Source organism: Bradyrhizobium sp. A11 (genome assembly GCF_042077125.1).
GTDB lineage: Bacteria > Pseudomonadota > Alphaproteobacteria > Rhizobiales > Xanthobacteraceae > Bradyrhizobium > Bradyrhizobium japonicum_B.
In genome coordinates, this window is record NZ_CP149509.1 from 4961250 (window position 1) to 4979208 (window position 17959).

Annotated in this window: 19 protein-coding genes; 13 read left to right on the plus strand and 6 right to left on the minus strand. The window is 64.1% G+C overall.

Translation table 11 applies throughout. The features are described from left to right. Position 1 precedes the first annotated feature (1 nt). Complete coding sequence (locus tag WI560_RS23400; protein ID WP_375305045.1) at positions 2 to 796, plus strand: pentapeptide repeat-containing protein; 795 nt, start codon at positions 2 to 4, stop codon at positions 794 to 796. Positions 797 to 822: 26 nt separating this feature from the next. Then, positions 823 to 1170 carry a hypothetical protein gene (locus tag WI560_RS23405; protein ID WP_375305046.1) on the plus strand — a complete coding sequence of 116 codons (348 nt, stop codon included), beginning with the start codon at positions 823 to 825 and terminating at the stop codon, positions 1168 to 1170. Positions 1171 to 1320: 150 nt separating this feature from the next. On the opposite strand, the gene WI560_RS23410 is transcribed toward WI560_RS23405, so the two are convergent. The 5 genes from WI560_RS23410 to WI560_RS23430 all read right to left on the minus strand — a co-directional run bounded on the left by WI560_RS23410 (position 1321) and on the right by WI560_RS23430 (position 3805). Further along, entirely contained in the window at positions 1321 to 1530 is a 210-nt protein-coding gene (locus WI560_RS23410; RefSeq protein ID WP_375159305.1) for a hypothetical protein, read from the minus strand. Positions 1531 to 1708: 178 nt separating this feature from the next. Further along, positions 1709 to 2614, minus strand: coding sequence for a hypothetical protein (locus WI560_RS23415; RefSeq protein WP_375305047.1), 906 nt, complete (start codon positions 2612 to 2614; stop codon positions 1709 to 1711). A gap of 24 nt (positions 2615 to 2638) precedes the next feature. Next, complete coding sequence (pqqA, locus tag WI560_RS23420) at positions 2639 to 2719, minus strand: pyrroloquinoline quinone precursor peptide PqqA (RefSeq protein WP_008562446.1); 81 nt, start codon at positions 2717 to 2719, stop codon at positions 2639 to 2641. A 227-nt stretch (positions 2720 to 2946) separates the two neighbouring features. Continuing rightward, a complete protein-coding gene (locus tag WI560_RS23425; RefSeq protein WP_028137793.1) occupies positions 2947 to 3285 on the minus strand; it encodes a hypothetical protein in 339 nt (112 codons plus the stop codon). A gap of 127 nt (positions 3286 to 3412) precedes the next feature. Then, on the minus strand, positions 3413 to 3805 hold the full coding sequence (locus WI560_RS23430; protein ID WP_375305048.1) for a calcium-binding protein: 393 nt from the start codon (positions 3803 to 3805) through the stop codon (positions 3413 to 3415). Positions 3806 to 4136: 331 nt separating this feature from the next. Here WI560_RS23430 and WI560_RS23435 point away from each other — a divergent pair, with 331 nt between their 5' ends. The 5 genes from WI560_RS23435 (at position 4137) to WI560_RS23455 (ending at position 8804) form a co-directional block, all read left to right on the plus strand. Continuing rightward, entirely contained in the window at positions 4137 to 5801 is a 1665-nt protein-coding gene (locus tag WI560_RS23435) for a methanol/ethanol family PQQ-dependent dehydrogenase (RefSeq protein WP_375305049.1), read from the plus strand. A gap of 11 nt (positions 5802 to 5812) precedes the next feature. Then, a complete protein-coding gene (locus WI560_RS23440) occupies positions 5813 to 6169 on the plus strand; it encodes a cytochrome c (RefSeq protein WP_028137796.1) in 357 nt (118 codons plus the stop codon). Continuing rightward, positions 6166 to 7095 carry a substrate-binding periplasmic protein gene (locus tag WI560_RS23445; RefSeq protein WP_375305050.1) on the plus strand — a complete coding sequence of 310 codons (930 nt, stop codon included), beginning with the start codon at positions 6166 to 6168 and terminating at the stop codon, positions 7093 to 7095. Before WI560_RS23440 ends, WI560_RS23445 begins: the two co-directional genes overlap by 4 nt. A gap of 164 nt (positions 7096 to 7259) precedes the next feature. Beyond that, positions 7260 to 8261, plus strand: coding sequence for a Bug family tripartite tricarboxylate transporter substrate binding protein (locus WI560_RS23450; protein ID WP_375305051.1), 1002 nt, complete (start codon positions 7260 to 7262; stop codon positions 8259 to 8261). Between the two features lie 117 nt (positions 8262 to 8378). Then, entirely contained in the window at positions 8379 to 8804 is a 426-nt protein-coding gene (locus WI560_RS23455) for a hypothetical protein (RefSeq protein ID WP_375305052.1), read from the plus strand. A 63-nt stretch (positions 8805 to 8867) separates the two neighbouring features. Here WI560_RS23455 and WI560_RS23460 read toward each other — a convergent pair whose 3' ends face one another. Next, complete coding sequence (locus tag WI560_RS23460) at positions 8868 to 9836, minus strand: helix-turn-helix domain-containing protein (protein WP_126255566.1); 969 nt, start codon at positions 9834 to 9836, stop codon at positions 8868 to 8870. A 513-nt stretch (positions 9837 to 10349) separates the two neighbouring features. Between WI560_RS23460 and xoxF5 the strand changes: the two genes are divergently transcribed. The 6 genes from xoxF5 (at position 10350) to WI560_RS23490 (ending at position 17914) form a co-directional block, all read left to right on the plus strand. After that, on the plus strand, positions 10350 to 12155 hold the full coding sequence (gene xoxF5 / locus WI560_RS23465; protein ID WP_375308891.1) for a lanthanide-dependent methanol dehydrogenase XoxF5: 1806 nt from the start codon (positions 10350 to 10352) through the stop codon (positions 12153 to 12155). Between the two features lie 110 nt (positions 12156 to 12265). Further along, positions 12266 to 12757 (plus strand): c-type cytochrome, methanol metabolism-related, encoded by a 492-nt coding sequence (locus WI560_RS23470; protein ID WP_375308892.1) that lies wholly within the window; start codon positions 12266 to 12268, stop codon positions 12755 to 12757. Between the two features lie 60 nt (positions 12758 to 12817). Further along, on the plus strand, positions 12818 to 13927 hold the full coding sequence (locus WI560_RS23475) for an S-(hydroxymethyl)glutathione dehydrogenase/class III alcohol dehydrogenase (RefSeq protein ID WP_257175810.1): 1110 nt from the start codon (positions 12818 to 12820) through the stop codon (positions 13925 to 13927). A gap of 32 nt (positions 13928 to 13959) precedes the next feature. Further along, positions 13960 to 14523, plus strand: a complete 564-nt coding sequence (gene gfa, locus WI560_RS23480) for an S-(hydroxymethyl)glutathione synthase (RefSeq protein WP_375159297.1) — start codon at positions 13960 to 13962, stop codon at positions 14521 to 14523. Between the two features lie 624 nt (positions 14524 to 15147). Next, entirely contained in the window at positions 15148 to 15600 is a 453-nt protein-coding gene (locus WI560_RS23485; RefSeq protein WP_375162041.1) for a (2Fe-2S)-binding protein, read from the plus strand. Between the two features lies 1 nt (position 15601). Further along, the gene (locus WI560_RS23490) at positions 15602 to 17914 is read left to right on the plus strand and encodes a molybdopterin cofactor-binding domain-containing protein (protein WP_375305053.1); all 2313 of its coding nucleotides are present in this window, start codon (positions 15602 to 15604) and stop codon (positions 17912 to 17914) included. The last annotated feature ends 45 nt before the right edge of the window (positions 17915 to 17959 follow it).

Genomic DNA, 17959 nt, shown 5'->3' on the forward strand with positions numbered 1-17959 from the left:
GATGAAGCGAAGGATCGCCCTGACGGCACTTGGCCTTGCGCTGCTCGCGACGACGACGCGTGCGCAGGACATGATGCGCGATCTCGATCTGACGTCACCCGCCATGGTCTCCGCCGAGATGAGCCGGCAGGAGGTCGAGGCCGCGCTGGCCAAAGCCAGCGCCGGCGCCCCCGCCGATCTGACCGGCAAGCGGTTATCGGGGCTCGATCTCAGTGGTCTCAACCTCGCCAACGCAATTCTCCGTACGGCACGGCTCAACAAGACGAAACTCGCCGGTGCCCGGCTCGATGGGGCGATCCTCGATCAGGCGTGGCTGCTGGAGGCAGATCTCACGGGCGCGAGTCTGAAGGGCGCCAGTTTGTTCGCGTCACAGATGGCACGTGCTCGCCTCGACGGCGCCGATCTGACTGGTGCGCGCATCACGGCCGATCTCACCGGCGCGAGCATGGTCGGCACGTCGATCGCGGATGCGCATCTCGGTGCCGACATGCGCAACCAGTCGATGGGGCTGATGCGCGCGGTGCTGAGATCCGCCAATATGGAACGGCTGAACGCGCGCAACGCCGATTTGTCACGCGTCGACCTTGAATTCGCGATCCTCAGGGGCGCCGACCTGAGCGGCGCATCGCTGAAAAACGCCCAACTCGGCGGGGCCGATCTGACCGGCGCCATCGTCATCGACGCCGATTTCGACGGCGCCGATCTCGCCTCGGCGAAGCTGATCGCGCCGAACGGCCTTGACCGCGCCAAAAATTTCGACAAGGCAAAGAACCGCGAACGCCTGATCAGGGAATGACGGCGCGCCTGTGGGAGGACTGCTTGATGCGTTGGGTACTGGCATTGATCGCGTTGTCGACGCTTGCCGGCGACGCCGCCGCGCAGACCAAGGGCAAGGGCGTAAGGCTCTGGAACCTGACGACGGAGACGATCTCCGGTTTCCAGCTCGCGCCGGCCGGCAAGACCGACTGGGGTCCGAACCAGTGCCTGAACGACAAGGACAAGGAGGTCGATCACGACGAGCGGCTGCGCATCACCGGCGTCGAGCCCGGCCGCTACGATGCCAAGGTCGGCTATCCCAACGGACGCCAATGTGTGGTCCGCGACATCGAGATCAGGGCCGACGCAGTGTTCTCGATCGCCGACAAGGATTTGAAGGACTGCACCAAATAGCTACCCCCTTCACGGTGAGGAGCGCGAAGCGCGTCTCGAACCATGAAGCCCGGCTGATGCACCTCGGCCTCGATCCTTCGAGACGCTGCTGCGCGGCTCTCCAGGATGATGGGCTACTGCCCGTCACTCGCCCCGATCAACGCCCGCGGCTCACGCCTTGTCGTTCGGGTGCGGATATTCGCAGCGCCACCGCACCGCCTGCCACTTCGGATGCTCACCGACCCATTGCGCGATATAGGGCGGCGCCGCCATCGCGCATTGCTGCGGCGACCCACTATAGTTGAACAACAGATGCTGCTCCTCGCAGGTCGCCGGCGAGAGTACCGCACACACAGTCACCACCAGGTCAATCGGGTTCATGCCGGGATCCTCTCGCAAGGGCGATCAAGATTAGCACAAAGAGCTACGCTCGATGGAGGGGTAAGTTTCAATTTGGCGGGGGAATGAGCTGGAACTGGCCCGGTCGGTTCGCTGCTGGCGCAACGCAAAACGCCGCCACATCGCCTGACCGGGCTGTCCCGGCCATGAGGCCCTCCTTCTAGAAGTTCACCCCGAACACCATCCGGGCCTGATGGCGCTCGAAATTGACGAGGTCGAGATTTCCGCCCGAGCCGGCCGGGCGTCCCCAGGCCTGCATGCTCCAGCTCATGGTCAGGCGTGAGCGGTTGGACAATTGGAAATAAGCGGTCGGGCCGACGAACAGGACCTGGCCCGAAAGCTCGCCAAGGCCGATGCCGTCATATTGCCGGAAGTAGCGCAGCTCCCCGCCGAGCAGCACATTGGGCCGCACACGCACCAAGCCAGCCAACGCCGCCCCGATCGTCGAGCTCTTCTCGGACACGCCCGCCACCTCGAAGCGCGCCCATTCCGGCTGATAGATCAGGTTGAGAGCGCCGATGGCGAAGTTGGGAACGAGCTCGCGGTCGAACGCCAGCGTGAATTCCGTGCCGTACATCCGCCCTTTCGCGCCGCTGGTCTCGTCGATCCGGTCGCCATGGAGCTCTCCGGCGATGGTGAGGCCGAACGGCGCACGCGCGCGGTCGAGCAGACGGTAGCGCAGATCGAGCGAGGCGCCCTGGAAATTGAATTGGCGGCGGTCGTCGATATCGGGAACGCCGGTGATGTCGTGCAAGCTCGCGGTGCCGCCGACCTCGATGCGGAGGTTCGGTAGCGGCACGACTTCGATCTCGAATTCGTGCTCGAGGGCGCGATATCTACCGCCGCCCTTGCCGAAGCGCCCCGTCGTCTGGCTCTGGAATTCGCGCTCGCCGGGATTGCCGATATCGGTGCCGATCATGAAACCGAAGATGTGCTCGGTATCGAAGCCATCCTCGGCGCGGACGCATACCGGCAGGAGCACGACCGCGCAGGCAGCAATCGTCCAGAAGCTGTTGGCTCTCGCGCGCATTTCCGACACTACCACGGCTTCGACGGCGTTTGCCATCGAAGCCGCGGCAGGTCGTCAGTCTTACTTGCGCGAAGCGCAGGCGTACATGTTGATTTCCATGCCGACCGGCACTTCCACGATCTTCGGAGCTTTCCAAGCCATTCGGGGTCTCCCAAGGTATTGAGCGCGACATCGCGCGGCGCAAAACCTAGGGCTGCGCCAGATGCAGTTCAAGCCTCGATTCGTCTGCCGAGCGCGTCTGTGTCGATTCTTCGCGGCTGCATTTCTCTCTCGGACAAAGCCAGTTCGCTCTTGGTCAAGCACGACCTGCGGAGACGCCGGCTGTGCGACGCACCGCGCGTCGAATCGACACGAACGACACCGCGCCGTCAGCAGTCTTTGCCGGCCATTGCCGAGCCGCTCGGCTTGGCGCCGTCGGCCCGCTGAGCTGCCGTCGGCTCGCTCTGCATTTGCCGCTGCGCATCTTCGGACGAAGCCGGCGTTTCGCCGCTTGCACGATTCATCGTGCTGGTCGGCGGGTGCTGGCTGGAATCGCCGGCTGAACCGGACGAGTGCGATTGCGCTGCGCCAACGGTGACCGGACCAGAGCCGGCATCCTTATTGGTGCTGGCACTGCCCGTGTTGCACGGTCCGGCGACGGCGAGTCCGGCGCTCAAGGTCAGGATCGCGCAGGCGGCAAGAACGGTACGTTTCGTGGTCATCTGCATCTCCTCTTCTCCCGCCGCGCGGCCCCGGCGCCGGGCGGGATATCGCGGAGAGAACAGACCGAGCTGCCTGATGTTCCCAGTGCCGGCTCGCAAAAGCCGCCTTCGTCACGTTGTTCCGATTGCCCGCTCAGCGCATCAATCGCAAGAGCGCACGGCCGGCGCGCGAGTTCAGCTCTTTCGCATCCAGCGTTCCATCCTTATCGGGATTGGCCGCATTGAAGCGCTGCTCGACCACGGACAGGTATTCGTCGAGCGTCAGTGTCCCGTCGCGGTCGGGATCGGCAGCGGCGAGTTGTTTCGCCGTCAACCGTCCGCGCAATTCGCGGGCATCGAGCGTGCCGTCGCGATCCGGATCGAGCTTTGCGAACAATCCGGCCGCCACCTTCTTGACCTCCGCCAGATCGAGCGTGCCGTCGTTGTCGCTATCGAACAATTTGACCGCATTGCCGGAGGCCGACCACGCCGGACCGGACAACAATGCAAGCGAGAGCGCAAGTGCAACTGAGAGACGCGAAATCATCAAGACCTCCAGACCAAGAGCCCCGGTGCGGGACGGGCCAGCAACGAGATAAGTCCGCGAGCGGGTCCGGTTCAAGTCCTGAATTACAACTTGTGCGCGCTACAACTCACGGAAACCCTGCGGCTCGGCCAGACCATCCTGGATCGGAGCCGCTTCGTGGCGCGGAATTTTCCCAGCGTGTCTGCACAAGTCGACCGGCTTCCATGAAGTGCCGGCGCGGGCGTCCAAAGATAATCGGCACCACACTTACGACTTTCGTATTGACGAGTTTTGCATTCGGGCGGAGATTTGTACTTGCAGCGTCAAAAGGCGCGCATATTGGGAGGAACGGATGAAACGCTTTGCGATGGCCGCGGGCCTCGTCGTGCTTGCGTCGACGTGTGCAAGTGCACAGACCACCGAGCAGTTGGTCAAGGGCGCGACCGACACATCGAATGTTCTCAATTACGGGATGGGCTACCATCTTCAGCGCTTCTCGACGCTGAACCAGATCAACAAGGATACGGTCAAGAACCTCGTCCCGATCTGGAATTACAGCTTCAACGACGATCGTAGCGAGGAATCCCAGCCCATCGTCTATCAGGGCGTCATCTACGTGACCACGCACAACGCCACCATGGCGGTCGATGCCAAGAGCGGCAAGCAGATCTGGAAGAGCAAGATCGAATATCCGGCCGAAACGCCCCGCATCGTCTGCTGCGGCATCATCAACCGCGGCGTCGCGATTCACGAGGGCAAGTTGTTCCGTACGACGCTCGATGCCCACGTGGTCGCCATCGACGCCAAGAACGGCAAGGAGCTGTGGCGGCAGAAGGCGGCCGACATCAAGGAAGGCTATTCGATGACCATCGCCCCGCTGGTCGCCGAGGGTGTCGTCATCACGGGCGTCTCAGGCGCCGAGTTCGGCACGCGCGGCTTCATCGATGGATGGGACCCGGCAACCGGCAAGCATCTCTGGCGCACTCACTCGATTCCTTCGCCAGACGAGCCCGGCGGCGACACCTGGAAAGGCGACACCTGGAAGCTCGGCGGCGGCTCGACCTGGATTACGGGCTCATACGATCCCGAGCTGAAGACTGTCTATTGGGGCACCGGCAATCCCGGCCCGTTCAACGCGGCGGTACGGCCGGGCGACAATCTTTATACCTGCTCCGTGCTGGCGATGGATCCCAAGACCGGCAAGATCAAGTGGCACTACCAGTTCTCGCCGAACAATCCGTTCGACTACGACGCGGTCGCCGAGATGGTACTCGCCGACATGAACGTCGAGGGCAAGCCGGCCAAGGTGCTGATGAATGCCAACCGCAATGGCTTCTTCTACGTGCTCGACCGCACCAACGGCAAGCTGCTCGCGGCCAATCCTTACGTGAAGGTGAACTGGGCGACCGGCATCGACATGAAGACGGGCCGTCCGATCGAAACCGACGTCGCCAAGGATGCGCGCGAGGGCAAGAAGGTGACGGTCTATCCGTCGATCCTCGGCGGCAAGAACTGGGAGCCGATGTCGTTCAATCCGCAGACCGGCCTTGCCTACGCCAACACGCTGAACTTCGGCGGCAAGTACAAGGCCGAGCCCGTCACCTTCAAGCAGGGTGAATGGTATCTCGGCATGGACCTGAGCGATCCCTGGGAGTTCGGGGACGGACCGCGCGGTCACCTCAAGGCCATCGACCCCATGACCGGCAAGTCGAAATGGGAAGCGCCGAGCGACATTCCGCGCTTCTCGGGCGTGCTGTCGACCGCGGGCGGCGTCGTGTTCTCGGGCGCCCTGACCGGCGAGTTCGAGGCCTTCGACGCCGACACTGGCAAGAAGCTCTGGCAGTTCCAGACCGGGTCCGGCATCGAGGGACAGCCGGTCACCTGGCAGCAGGATGGCGTGCAATATGTCGCGGTGACCAGCGGCTACGGCGGCGTCTACTCGCTGTTCTCCGGTGACGAGCGGCTTGCCAAGGTGCCGCCCGGCGGCTCGCTGTGGGTCTTCGCGGTCAAGCAATAAACAAAGGCACGATGCTGAGAGAAATGCTTCACAAGACGGTGGCGAGCCTCGCCACCGTCGCGGTGCTGACGGTCGCGCTTGCGGCGACCGTCCGTGCCGCGGACGACGCGAACGGCAATCCACTGCAGGCTCAGATCGACCACGGCAAGTCGACCTATGCCTCGAAATGCTCGCACTGCCACGGCCCCAACCTGATGAACTCCGGCACCATCACGCCGGACCTGCGCGCCATTCCCGACGACAAGACGCGCTTCGTCACCACGGTGAAGAACGGCAAGAACAACAAGATGCCGCCTTGGGGCGACATCCTCTCCGACGACGAGATCGGGAATCTCTGGGCGTTCGTCTCCAGCCGGAGAAAGCCATGAGGAGCCGGGCCGTTGCATGGAGCGTTGCTGCGCTGCTTTCGACGATGGCGTCGGTCGCGCTTGCGGCCGACGATCCCCTGAGGATCTGTCTCGACGAGGACCGACCGCCGCTCTCGCTGCATCGCCGCGGCAAGCCGGATGCCGGCTTCGACGTGCTGCTGGCGCAGGCGGTGGCCGAGCGGCTCGGACGGAAGCTGGCGATCCAGTGGTTCGAGAGCAAGCTGGACGAGGATTCGAGTCCGCAGCTCGAAGCCAACGCGCTGCTCTCGGATGGGCGCTGCTCGCTGGTCGGCGGTTACGCGTTGACCCAGGATTCGCTGGTTGCCCCCGGAATGAAGACGGCGCGCTTGCCGGGCTTCGCCGGGGCCACGCGCGACGACCGACGGCGCCGCGTCGCCGTCGGCGTGCTCGCGCCGAGCCAGCCTTACGTCTATTCGCCGATGACGGTGGTGCTCGGGCCGAAGGCGAGCGGCCGCAAGATCGGCGACATCGGCGATCTCGCCGGGCTTCGCCTGGTCGTCGAAAGCGGCTCGCTCGGCGACGCCATCCTGATGACCTTCGACAAGGGGCGGCTGATCGACAGCATCACCCATCTCGTGCCCGGCCGCGACGATCTCCTCGGCGCGCTGCAGCGCGGCGACCATGACGCGACGCTGATCGACCTTGCGCGCTTCGACGCCCACCGCGCCGCGCACCCCGACACGGCGCTCACGGCGTCCGGCTATTACTATCCGATCGGCGCCAATCGCGGCTATGTCGGGCTTGCCAGCGATGGCGCGCTGATCGAGGCCGTCAACAAGGCGCTGAGCGCCCTCGCCGCCGAGGGCAGAATCGCCGAATTCGGCAGGCAGGCCGGCCTGAGCTATCTACCGCCGCGCGAGCCCGCCATTCTGGGCGACGTCTGGACCAAGATCATCCAGCGGTAACCGGAGAGGCTCGGCCTGCTGGCAGCGCGACGCTGCGTCCGGGCCACCAACGCCGCGCTCGCCATGCCTCGCCTCTGCCCGACGGAATGCGCCAATCTGTCTCGCCTGACGCCCGTGGCAGCGCCAGCCTGGTGCAGTACCCTGCCCGGAACCGGGAGAGAATCATGTCCAAGAAAATCGATCGCCGCCACTTCATCGCCACTGGGGCCGGCGCATTCGCGATGCCGTTCGTCTCGCGCGGCGCCTCGGCGCAGGCTGCATCACAAGGCCCTTGGCCGTCGCGGCAGATTCGCATGATCTGCAGCTATCCCGCCGGCGGGCAGACCGATCTGCTCGCGCGCGCCTACGGCGAATTCATCTCCAAGCAGGTCGGCAAGACCGTGGTCGTCGAGAACAAGCCCGGCGCTTCGGGCGCGATCGGCACGGCGGAGGTCGCCCGCGCCGAGCCCGACGGCCACACCATCCTGTGCTCGATCTCGACCACCTACATCATGAACCGGGTGGTGATGAAGAATCCCGGCTACGACATGGACAAGGATCTGACCCTCGTCAGCGTCATTCCGGGCGCCGGCCTGTTGCTGGTGGCCAACCCGAAGACCGGGGTCAAGACGCTGGAGGATTTCGTCGCCTTCGCGCGCAAGAGCGGCAAGGTGAACTTCGGCACCTACAGCGCGGGCTCGGCCCCGCACATGACGATCAACGAGCTCAACAAGCAGTACGGTCTCAACATCGAGCCGATCCATTACCGCGGCGAGGCCCCGATGTGGACCGGGATGCTCGAAGGCACGCTCGATGTCGCGATGGGAAGCTACACGGCAGCCCAGTCGGTCCTGCAAAGCGACCGCGGCACCGTGTTCGCGGTGCATTCGAAGAAGGTCGACGCAATTCCGGCCGTCAAGACCCTCCCGGAGCAGGGCGCGACGTCGAAATTCTTCACCGTGAGCGGCTTCACCGGCTGGGCCGTGCCCAAGGCGACGCCGCAGGCCGTCGTCGACCGTCTGGCGGAGCTCTGCGTCGCGGCCAACAAGGACCCGAAAGTGAAGGAGGTTCTTACCACCTTCGTGCTCGAGCCTGCCATCGGCTTCAAGGAGACCAACGAACTCTATCAACGCGAATTGCCGATCTGGATCGAGAGTGCGAAGTCCCTCGGCCTCGAGCCGGCCTGAGTCCGGGCAGGCGCCGGTCGGCCTGTCGCGGCCCCGGGGGCTCGACCAAAGTCCAGTGCCCGGCGCGCATTCTGCCGCTGTGATTGCGCGCCTCTGCGGACAACAAGGGCCGAACGCATGACACCGGATGCTGTCGCCGTCGCCGTTATGATCATCCTGCTCTTTCCGATGAGCTATTTCACGCTGGCCTCGCCCGCCTTTCTGCTGGTCAGGCTCGATATCCAGCCCGTCGCACAGCTGTTGCGCGGCATGTTCAACGCCCATTTCCTGGTGATGCGCGTCGCCGGCGTCATCGGGACGGTGGCTTTGTTGCTCGAGGAGCGCCTGATGGCCGCAATGGGTGTTGGCTTGATTGCAGCCATGGCGATCTTGGGGCGCTCCTGGTTCATGCGGCGGATGGACGACCAGCTCAGCGCGAGGGACGCCGGTGATGCTGAAGCCCCGCGTCGGCTGCGCCGGCTGCACTGGAGCGGGATGCTCGGAAACGCAGTGCTGCTGGTCGTTCTCGTGGCCAGCATTCCCTACATGGCCGCGTCGGTCTGAAAGACATCGCGGCCGTCGTCGCGTGACAGGCCACTGTCGACGCCTCGGCCGCAGTGCGCCAGCCTAATGCTCGTTCGAGTTCGCCGCGCTCTGCTGTGCCTTGTGGATCGAGGACGGCACAACCCCGAAATATTTCCGGAACACGCGGCTGAAATGCGACGAGCTGGAGAAGCCCCATGAGAACGCGACGTCGGTGATGGTCTTGCCGGCGTGAGCCTCGAGTTCCTGGCGGCAGTTCTGCAACCGTGCCTGCCAGATGTAGTCGCTCACCGTGGTGCCGCGCTCCGAGAACAGCATGTGCAGATAGCGCTTGGAGCAGCCGAGCTCGGCGGAAATCTGGTCGATGCACAGATCCGGATCGCGCAGATGCTCGCGGATGAAGAACTGCGCGCGCACATACATCGCTTCGGGCCCGACCCGGTCGAACATCGTGTCGGCTTCGCGCAGCGGCAGCAGCAGCAGGTCGATCAGCGAATCGGCAACGCCGACCGCGCTGTTCGCCGACAGCTTGGCCGCCTCGTCGAAGGTCGCATGGACGAAATCGTGGGCGATCCGCCCCGTGCCCGTCTTCGCCGACAACTTGCACGCCGGCATCCGCTGCGAGGGGAACCCGCGGTCGCGCAGCAGCGCCTTCGGCACGATCACCACGTCGTGACGGGTGAAGGCCGGGCTGATGATCGAATGCGGGCAGGAGACGTCATAGGCGATGATATCGCCGGGGTTGATCTCGATGTGGCGGCCTTCCTGCTCGAAGTAAGACACGCCGTAGGTCTGGAAGTGAATCTTGATGTAGGGGTGCTCATTGGCCTTGGCGCGCGCCAGCGTATGCGCGATGCGATGCTGGCTCACCTCGATCTGGCAGAGCTTCAGGCGCGAGACGCTCGTGTAGTCGATGCGGCCTTCGAGCGAGGACGCCTCCAGCGGATCGACGTCGAAATGCCCACACAGGCTCGTCAGCCCGTCGATCCAGCTCTGGATCTGGCGCTTCGGCGTCATACCGGTCGTCGAGAGCGTGTGAATGGTGTCGGACATTAATCCAGCCACTGTTTTGATCCGGAGATTCGAACGCGAATCGCGACCAGTGCTTGCTGAAGCCCTCAGCCATGATTGCGTGACGTTTACCTCGAATTTGAGCGGTCTCTTGGCACGAGCGCCATCGTTCCATTGCCACCCTTGAAAGTTAATCCTCCGCCTTAGTTGCACCGCCGTCAAGGGGAACCTGAGCGTTGAAAGCGCCTCCATGCCGCGCGGAAGCCGCTGAATTCGCTACTGCAAAATCAAAATCTTTTCCTCCGTGCGCTGTCGAGCAAACCGGGTTCTCTCTTGGGCAAGTTTCCCGATGGCGAAGTCGTTAGGGATTGCGGCAGGAACAACAAGAACGGGCCGCTCCTGCACGTGGACCCGTGGCTCTCATCAGGAGGAGGAAACAGCACAGCATCGTTTCTGGTCCCGATCGTGACCGCCCTGCACGAGCAGACGCCGGACGAGACGTCCGGTGAATCAATATTGCTTCGGAAAAATAACGAGACCAACGGAGGAATGACTATGCGCAAGGTGCTACTGGCGACCTTTCTTGGCTCCGCGGCGGCTCTCGCCGTCGGGAGCGCCTCAGCCAATGACGAGCTGATGAAGATGTCGCAGAACCCGAAAGACTGGGTAATGCCGGCCGGCGACTACGCCAACACTCGATACTCCAAGCTCAATCAGATCAACGCACAGAACGTGGGCAAGCTCCAGGTGGCCTGGACCTTCTCCACCGGCGTGCTGCGCGGCCACGAAGGCGGCCCGCTGATCATCGGCAACATCATGTACGTCCATACCCCGTTCCCGAACAAGGTCTACGCCATTGACCTTTCGCAGGAGAACAAGATCATCTGGAAGTACGAGCCGAAGCAGGATCCGAACGTGATTCCCGTGATGTGCTGCGACACGGTCAATCGTGGCGTGGCCTACGGCGACGGCAAGATCTTCCTGCATCAGGCCGATACCACGCTCGTCGCGCTCGATGCCAAGAGCGGTCAGGTCGCATGGAGCGTCAAGAACGGCGATCCCGGCAAGGGCGAGACCGGCACATCGGCACCGTTGGTCGTGAAAGACAAGGTGATGGTCGGCATCTCCGGCGGCGAGTTCGGCGTTCAGGCCCACATGACCGCCTACGACATCAAGACCGGCAAGCTGGTCTGGCGCGGATATTCGGAAGGCCCGGACGACCAGATCCTGGTCGACCCCGAGAAGACCACCGCGCTCGGTAAGCCCGTCGGCAAGGACTCGAGCCTCAAGACCTGGCAAGGCGATCAGTGGAAGATCGGCGGCGGCGCCACCTGGGGCTGGATCTCCTACGATCCCGAGCTGAACCTGATCTATTACGGCTCGGGCAATCCCTCGACCTGGAACCCGAAGCAGCGTCCCGGTGACAACAAATGGTCGATGACCGTCTGGGCTCGCAACGCCGATACCGGCGTCGCCAAGTGGGTCTACCAGATGACGCCCCATGACGAATGGGACTATGATGGCGTCAACGAGATGATCCTCTCGGATCAGCCGATCAATGGCCAGCCGCGTAAGCTGCTGACGCATTTCGACCGCAACGGCCTCGCCTACACCATGGACCGTGTGACCGGCGAACTGCTGGTCGCCGAAAAGTACGATCCGAAGGTGAACTGGACCTCCGGCGTCGACATGGACAAGAACTCCCCGACCTACGGCCGTCCGAAGGTGGTCACCCAGTATTCGACGGAAGCGGGCGGAGAGGACAAGAACACGAAGGGCATCTGCCCGGCCGCGCTCGGCACCAAGGACGAGCAGCCGGCGGCCTACTCGCCGGACACGCAGCTGTTCTACGTTCCGACCAACCACGTCTGCATGGACTACGAGCCGTTCAAGGTGAGCTACACCGCGGGCCAGCCCTATGTGGGCGCGACGCTCTCGATGTACCCGCCCCCGGGTGAAACCCACATGGGCAACTTCATCGCCTGGGACAACAAGACCGGCAAGATCGTCTGGTCGAACAAGGAGCAGTTCTCGGTCTGGTCGGGTGCGCTCGCAACCGCTGGCGGCGTGGTGTTCTACGGCACGCTCGAAGGCTACCTGAAGGCGGTCGACGCCAAGACCGGCAAGGAGCTCTACAAGTTCAAGACTCCCTCCGGCATCATCGGCAACGTGACCACCTATGAGAACGGCGGCAAGCAATATGTCGCAGTGCTCTCCGGCGTCGGCGGCTGGGCCGGCATCGGTCTGGCGGCAGGTCTCACCGATCCGACCGCAGGTCTCGGCGCAGTCGGCGGCTACGCGGCCCTCAGCAACTACACGGCACTCGGCGGTACGCTGACCGTGTTCGCGCTGCCGAACTAGGCCCATCAGCATCGCTCCGGCGCGTGGATCAGCTCCACGCGCCGGCTCGTCTCCCCCCGGGCTCCTTCGAGGATAATCTCTTGCGTAGAATCTGCTCTGTCATTGCTGCGATGATCTTGGTTGCGTCCGGAGGAATTGCGGTCGCGGACGGTCCGGGCGATCCGGCCGCGGTGAAGAAGGAAGACGACGGCAAGTGGCTCGATAAAGAGGGAATACCGACCTACAAGATTTCGGCCGACGGCACCGTGGACTGGTTCACCTATTCCGGATACCGCCGCTATCACTCCGACTGCCACGTCTGCCATGGGCCTGACGGCATGGGCTCCACCTACGCGCCCGCGCTCAAGGATTCCGTCAAGACGATGAGTTACGGCGACTTCCTCGGCGTGGTGGCCTCCGGTCGCAAGAACGTCTCGACCGCACAGGAGAACGTCATGCCGGCCTTCGGCGACAATCCGAATGTCGCCTGCTACATGGACGATCTCTACGTCTATCTCCGCGCCCGCTCCACCGAAGCATGGGGCCGGCAGCGTCCTTCCAAGAAGGAGGAGAAGACAGAGGCCTACACCAAGGCGGAAGACGCCTGTATGGGCAAGAAGTGAACGCTACGAGGACTGCCAAGACCACTTCCTGGCGTCTTATGAGAATTTGAGGAGCTACCGATGAAGACACGTGCCGCCGTCGCTTTCGAAGCCAAGAAGCCGCTCGAGATCGTCGAGGTCGACCTGGAAGGCCCGAAGACCGGCGAGGTCCTGGTCGAGATCAAGGCGACGGGCATCTGCCATACCGACGCCTATACGCTCGACGGCTTCGACAGCGAGGGAATCTTCCCGTCGATCCTGGGGCATGAGGGCGCGGGCATCATCCGCGAGATCGGCCCTGGCGTGACCTCGGTGAAGCCGGGCGATCACGTCATTCCGCTCTACACGCCGGAATGCCGGCAGTGCAAAAGCTGCCTCAGCCAGAAGACCAATCTCTGCACCGCGATCCGCGCGACGCAGGGCAAGGGCGTGATGCCCGACGGCACCAGCCGTTTCTCCTACAAGGGCAAGCCGATCTACCACTATATGGGCTGCTCGACGTTCTCGAACTTCACCGTGCTGCCCGAGATCGCGGTCGCCAAGATCCGCGAGGACGCCCCGTTCGACAAGAGCTGCTACATCGGCTGCGGCGTCACTACCGGCGTCGGCGCCGTCGTGAACACCGCGAAAGTCGAGCCGGGCGCCAACGTGGTCGTGTTCGGTCTCGGCGGCATCGGCCTCAACGTGATCCAGGGCGCCAAGATGGCCGGCGCCGACAAGATCATCGGGGTCGACATCAACGACTCCAAGGAGGAGTGGGGCAAGCGGTTCGGCATGACCCACTTCGTCAACCCGAAGAAGGTGACCGGCGACATCGTCCAGCACCTCGTCGGCCTCACTGACGGCGGGGCCGACTACACCTTCGACTGCACCGGCAACACCACGGTGATGCGGCAGGCGTTGGAAGCCTGCCACCGCGGCTGGGGCACCTCGATCATCATCGGCGTCGCCGAAGCCGGCAAGGAGATCTCGACCCGCCCGTTCCAGCTCGTCACCGGACGCAACTGGCGCGGCACGGCGTTCGGAGGCGCGCGCGGCCGCACCGACGTGCCGAAGATCGTCGACTGGTACATGAACGGAAAGATCCAGATCGATCCGATGATCACCCACGTGCTCAAGCTCGAGGAGATCAACAAGGGCTTTGACCTCATGCACGAGGGCAAATCCATCCGTTCAGTCGTCGTGTTCTAGCCCGAAACCGTCACCCCAAGGAGGATCGACCCATGACTGTTGCACTCCATCCCTCGATCGACAACGGCCTCAAACAGGGCAGCGGCAGCTTTGCCGGCGGCACGCTCGTCTGCAAATGCAAGGACCATCCGGTCAAGGTCGGCATCAAGGGCGACGTCGCCCACAATCATGCCTGCGGCTGCACCAAGTGCTGGAAGCCGCAAGGCGCGACATTCTCCGTCGTCGCCGTGGTGCCGCGCCAGAACGTCACCGTGCTCGAGAACGGCGACAAGCTCCAGATCGTCGATCCCTCCGCGGTGATCCAGCGCTACGCCTGCAAGGCCTGCGGCACCCACATGTACGGCCGCATCGAGAACAAGGGCCACCCGTTCTACGGCCTCGATTTCATCCATCCCGAGCTGTTCCAGGAGCAGGGCTCGCAGGCGCCACAATTCGCCGCCTTCGTCTCCTCCGTGATCGAATCGGGCGTGAAGCCGGAGCAGATGGCGGGCATTCGTGCGCGGTTGAAGGAAATCGGGCTCGAGCCCTATGATTGCCTGTCACCGGCGCTGATGGACGCGATCGCGACCCACGTCGCCAAAGCCAAGGCTGCCTGAGCGAGGCCGCTAGACGTTCGCCGGCCCCCGTCCGCTCGATGGCTTCGACCAGCGCCAGCGAAGCGGACGGGCCCCGGTGCCGGGACGATGGCGGCGATGCCGCCGCCTCTGCAACTCACGTGGCCACGAGGGTGACGAGCTCCCTCAGTCCTGGTCTCTGAATGACTGCGTAGCGCCTCCGACTTCCGTCTCGAAGTCCCGGCGTCTGCGTTTCTCCCTCCCTCGACTGAGGCATCCTGCTTCGTCCGTGCAGTCTTGCTGGCGGACGAAGCCTTTTTAGCCGCAGTCACGTTTTGCGAACGCGACGTGCACGCGGCGCGCCGGTGCGCCCTGCTTTTGACAAATCATCGATGCAGTCTTTTCCCGGTGAGAACACCCGGCTGTGAACGCCGGGCCGGCGCGATCTCTGCTACGATCGCGCCGTCACGATGCCGCGCGACATACAATCAAACAAGAACAAACGGGAGGTATCGACCACATCCGGACATCGAGATTCGTATTCCTGCCCCCTGCCGGGATCTGCCCGTGCGGGATGGTGGGCCGGGATGCGATGCAACTGGCATTGCGCCGACCGGCGTCGGCGAATTTTCAATTTGGCATGCTTATGAAGAGCGAGGGATGACCATGATCAAGGTGAAGATCAACGGACAGGAACAGAGCTGGGACGGCGACCCGGATCTCCCGCTACTCTGGTTCCTGCGTGACGAGGTCGGGCTGACCGGCACCAAGTTCAGCTGCGGCCAGGCTCTGTGCGGCTCCTGCACCGTCATCGTGGACAAGCAAGCCGTGCGGGCCTGCGTTACGTCGGTGAACGACGTCGCCGGACGCGAGGTCACCACGATCGAGGGGCTGCATCCGAACGGCGATCATCCGGTGCAAAAGGCATGGCGCCAGGTCAACGTGCCGCAATGTGGCTTCTGCCAGGCCGGCCAGATCATGCAGGCCGCCGCGCTTCTGATGGACAACCCGAAGCCCTCGCATGACCAGATCCGCGAGGCGATGTCCGGCAACCTCTGCCGCTGCGGCTGCTACCAACGCATCGAGAACGCGGTCCATCTCGCATCGACGGGAGTGTGACATGAATTTCATCGACAATCCCCGCAAGCTTCGCGGCTTCGAGAAGCATATCAGGGTCGAGAAGGTCTCGCGCCGCAGCATCCTGAAGGGGCTCGGCGTCACCGGCGGCTTCGTCCTCGCCGCCCCCGTGATGTCGCGCCAGGCGCTCGCCTATGAGACCGGCGCCGGCAAGATGCCGCACGGCGTCGTGGTCGATCCGCGCGTGTTCGTTTCGGTCGCCCCGGACGGCATCGTCACCATCGTCGGGCACCGATCGGAGATGGGCACCGGCGTGCGCACCAGCCTGCCGCTGATCGTGGCCGAGGAGATGGAGGCCGACTGGAACAGGGTCAAGGTGCAGCAGGCCCACGGCGACGAGGTCAAGTTCGGCAATCAGGACACCGACGGCTCGCGCAGCACGCGGCACTATCTGATCCCGATGCGCCAGATCGGCGCCGCTGCCCGCACCATGCTGGAGCAGGCTGCGGCGAAGCGTTGGGGCGTGCCGGCGACCGAGGTCAAGGCGGTCAATCATGAGGTCGTCCACAGCGCCAGCGGCCGCAAGCTCGGCTTCGGCGAGCTCGCAGCGGACGCCGCCAAGCAATCGGTGCCTGCAGTCGAAGGCCTCAAGCTGAAGGACCCCAAGGACTTCCGCTACCTCACCAAGGGCCAGATCGGCATGGTCGATCTCCACGACATCACCACCGGCAAGGCGCTTTACGGCGCCGACGTGCGGCTGCCGGGCATGAAATATGCCGTGATCGCGCGCCCGCCGGTGACCGGCGGCAAGCTCGTCTCGTTCGATCCCGAGGCGGCGCTGAAGGTCCCCGGCGTCGAGAAGGTGATGAAGGTTCAAGGCTGGCCGTGGCCGTCGAAATTCCAGCCGCTCGGGGGCGTCGCCGTGATCGCGCGCAATACCGGCGCGGCGATCAAGGGCCGTGACGCATTGAAGCTGACCTGGGACGACGGCGCCAACGGCAAGTATGACTCGGTCGCCTATCGCAAGGAGCTCGAGGAGGCCTCGCGCAAGCCAGGCCTCGTCGTGCGCACGGAGGGTGATGCGGAGGCGGCCTTGAAGGGCGCGGACAAGGTGATCGTCGGCGAGTACTACCTGCCGCATCTTGCTCATGTCAGCATGGAGCCGCCGGTGGCGGTCGCCGACGTCAAGGGCGACAAGGCCGAGATCTGGGCGCCGGTGCAGAGCCCGGGCGGCACCCGCGAGGACGTCGCCAAGACGCTCGGCATTCCCGAAGGCAATGTCACGGTCAACGTCACGCTGCTGGGTGGCGGGTTCGGGCGCAAGTCGAAATGCGACTTCGCGCTCGAAGCCGCCCTGCTGTCGAAGGAGCTCGGCGTGCCGGTCAAGGTGCAGTGGACGCGCGAAGACGACATTCACAACGGCTTCCTGCACACCGTCTCGGTCGAGCGGATCGAGGCCGGCCTCGACAAGAGCGGCAAGGTGATCGCCTGGCGCCACCGCAGCGTGGCTCCCAGCATCGCCTCGACCTTTGCCGCCGGCGCCGTGCATCAGGCCCCGTTCGAGATCGGCATGGGCCTCGCCGACCTGCCGTTCGAGATCGCCAACATCTCCTGCGAGAATCCGGAAGCAGCCGCGCGCACCCGCATCGGCTGGTTCCGGTCGGTCTCGAACATCCCACGCGCCTTCGCGGTGCAATCGATGGTCGGCGAGATCGCGCAGGCGACCGGCCGCGACCAGAAAGACATGCTGATCGAGCTGATCGGCTCGCCTCGCATCGTCAAGCCGAACGTGAAGGACCTCTGGAACTACGGCGAGCCCCAGGAGAGCTACCCGATCGACACCGCGCGCCTGCGCAAGGTGGTCGATCTGGTCGCGGAGAAGGGCGAATGGGGTCGCAAGGTGCCGAAGGGCCACGGTCTGGGCATCGCGGTGCACCGCAGCTTCGTCAGCTACATCGCGACCATCGTCGAGGTCGCCGTCGACGACAAGGGCAAGCTGACGGTGCCGCGGGTCGACACCGCGATCGATTGCGGCACCTATGTCAACCCCGAGCGCATCGCCTCGCAGATCGAGGGCGCGGCGATCATGGGCCTCAGTCTCGCCAAATACGGCGAGATCACCTTCAAGGACGGCAAGGTGCAGCAGAAGAACTTTGACGACTTCCAGCTCGTCAGGATCGACGAGTCCCCTGCGGTGACCAACGTCTACATCGTGCCGCCCGGACCCGACACGCCGCCGAGCGGCGTCGGCGAGCCCGGTGTCCCGCCCTTCGCGCCGGCGCTGATCAACGCGATCTTCGCGGCAACGGGAAAACGTATCCGGAGCTTGCCGATCGGCAAGCAGCTGGAGGCGTAAGACGGAACGGAAGCGGCCTCGCGCCGTTTCCATCGATCTGACAGG

What these genes read in the sequence shown, in the direction of transcription:
- WI560_RS23470 (WP_375308892.1), top strand. Translation starts at nt 12,266, where the DNA reads ATGATCTTGGTTGCGTCCGGAGGAATTGCGGTCGCGGACGGTCCGGGC.
- WI560_RS23405 (WP_375305046.1), top strand. Translation starts at nt 823, where the DNA reads ATGCGTTGGGTACTGGCATTGATCGCGTTGTCGACGCTTGCCGGCGAC.
- WI560_RS23425 (WP_028137793.1), bottom strand. Translation starts at nt 3,285, where the DNA reads ATGCAGATGACCACGAAACGTACCGTTCTTGCCGCCTGCGCGATCCTG.
- WI560_RS23410 (WP_375159305.1), bottom strand. Translation starts at nt 1,530, where the DNA reads ATGAACCCGATTGACCTGGTGGTGACTGTGTGTGCGGTACTCTCGCCG.
- WI560_RS23440 (WP_028137796.1), top strand. Translation starts at nt 5,813, where the DNA reads ATGCTGAGAGAAATGCTTCACAAGACGGTGGCGAGCCTCGCCACCGTC.
- WI560_RS23455 (WP_375305052.1), top strand. Translation starts at nt 8,379, where the DNA reads ATGACACCGGATGCTGTCGCCGTCGCCGTTATGATCATCCTGCTCTTT.
- WI560_RS23445 (WP_375305050.1), top strand. Translation starts at nt 6,166, where the DNA reads ATGAGGAGCCGGGCCGTTGCATGGAGCGTTGCTGCGCTGCTTTCGACG.
- WI560_RS23430 (WP_375305048.1), bottom strand. Translation starts at nt 3,805, where the DNA reads ATGATTTCGCGTCTCTCAGTTGCACTTGCGCTCTCGCTTGCATTGTTG.
- WI560_RS23460 (WP_126255566.1), bottom strand. Translation starts at nt 9,836, where the DNA reads ATGTCCGACACCATTCACACGCTCTCGACGACCGGTATGACGCCGAAG.
- WI560_RS23475 (WP_257175810.1), top strand. Translation starts at nt 12,818, where the DNA reads ATGAAGACACGTGCCGCCGTCGCTTTCGAAGCCAAGAAGCCGCTCGAG.
- WI560_RS23490 (WP_375305053.1), top strand. Translation starts at nt 15,602, where the DNA reads ATGAATTTCATCGACAATCCCCGCAAGCTTCGCGGCTTCGAGAAGCAT.
- xoxF5 (WP_375308891.1), top strand. Translation starts at nt 10,350, where the DNA reads ATGCGCAAGGTGCTACTGGCGACCTTTCTTGGCTCCGCGGCGGCTCTC.
- gfa (WP_375159297.1), top strand. Translation starts at nt 13,960, where the DNA reads ATGACTGTTGCACTCCATCCCTCGATCGACAACGGCCTCAAACAGGGC.
- WI560_RS23400 (WP_375305045.1), top strand. Translation starts at nt 2, where the DNA reads ATGAAGCGAAGGATCGCCCTGACGGCACTTGGCCTTGCGCTGCTCGCG.
- WI560_RS23485 (WP_375162041.1), top strand. Translation starts at nt 15,148, where the DNA reads ATGATCAAGGTGAAGATCAACGGACAGGAACAGAGCTGGGACGGCGAC.
- WI560_RS23435 (WP_375305049.1), top strand. Translation starts at nt 4,137, where the DNA reads ATGAAACGCTTTGCGATGGCCGCGGGCCTCGTCGTGCTTGCGTCGACG.
- WI560_RS23415 (WP_375305047.1), bottom strand. Translation starts at nt 2,614, where the DNA reads ATGGCAAACGCCGTCGAAGCCGTGGTAGTGTCGGAAATGCGCGCGAGA.
- pqqA (WP_008562446.1), bottom strand. Translation starts at nt 2,719, where the DNA reads ATGGCTTGGAAAGCTCCGAAGATCGTGGAAGTGCCGGTCGGCATGGAA.
- WI560_RS23450 (WP_375305051.1), top strand. Translation starts at nt 7,260, where the DNA reads ATGTCCAAGAAAATCGATCGCCGCCACTTCATCGCCACTGGGGCCGGC.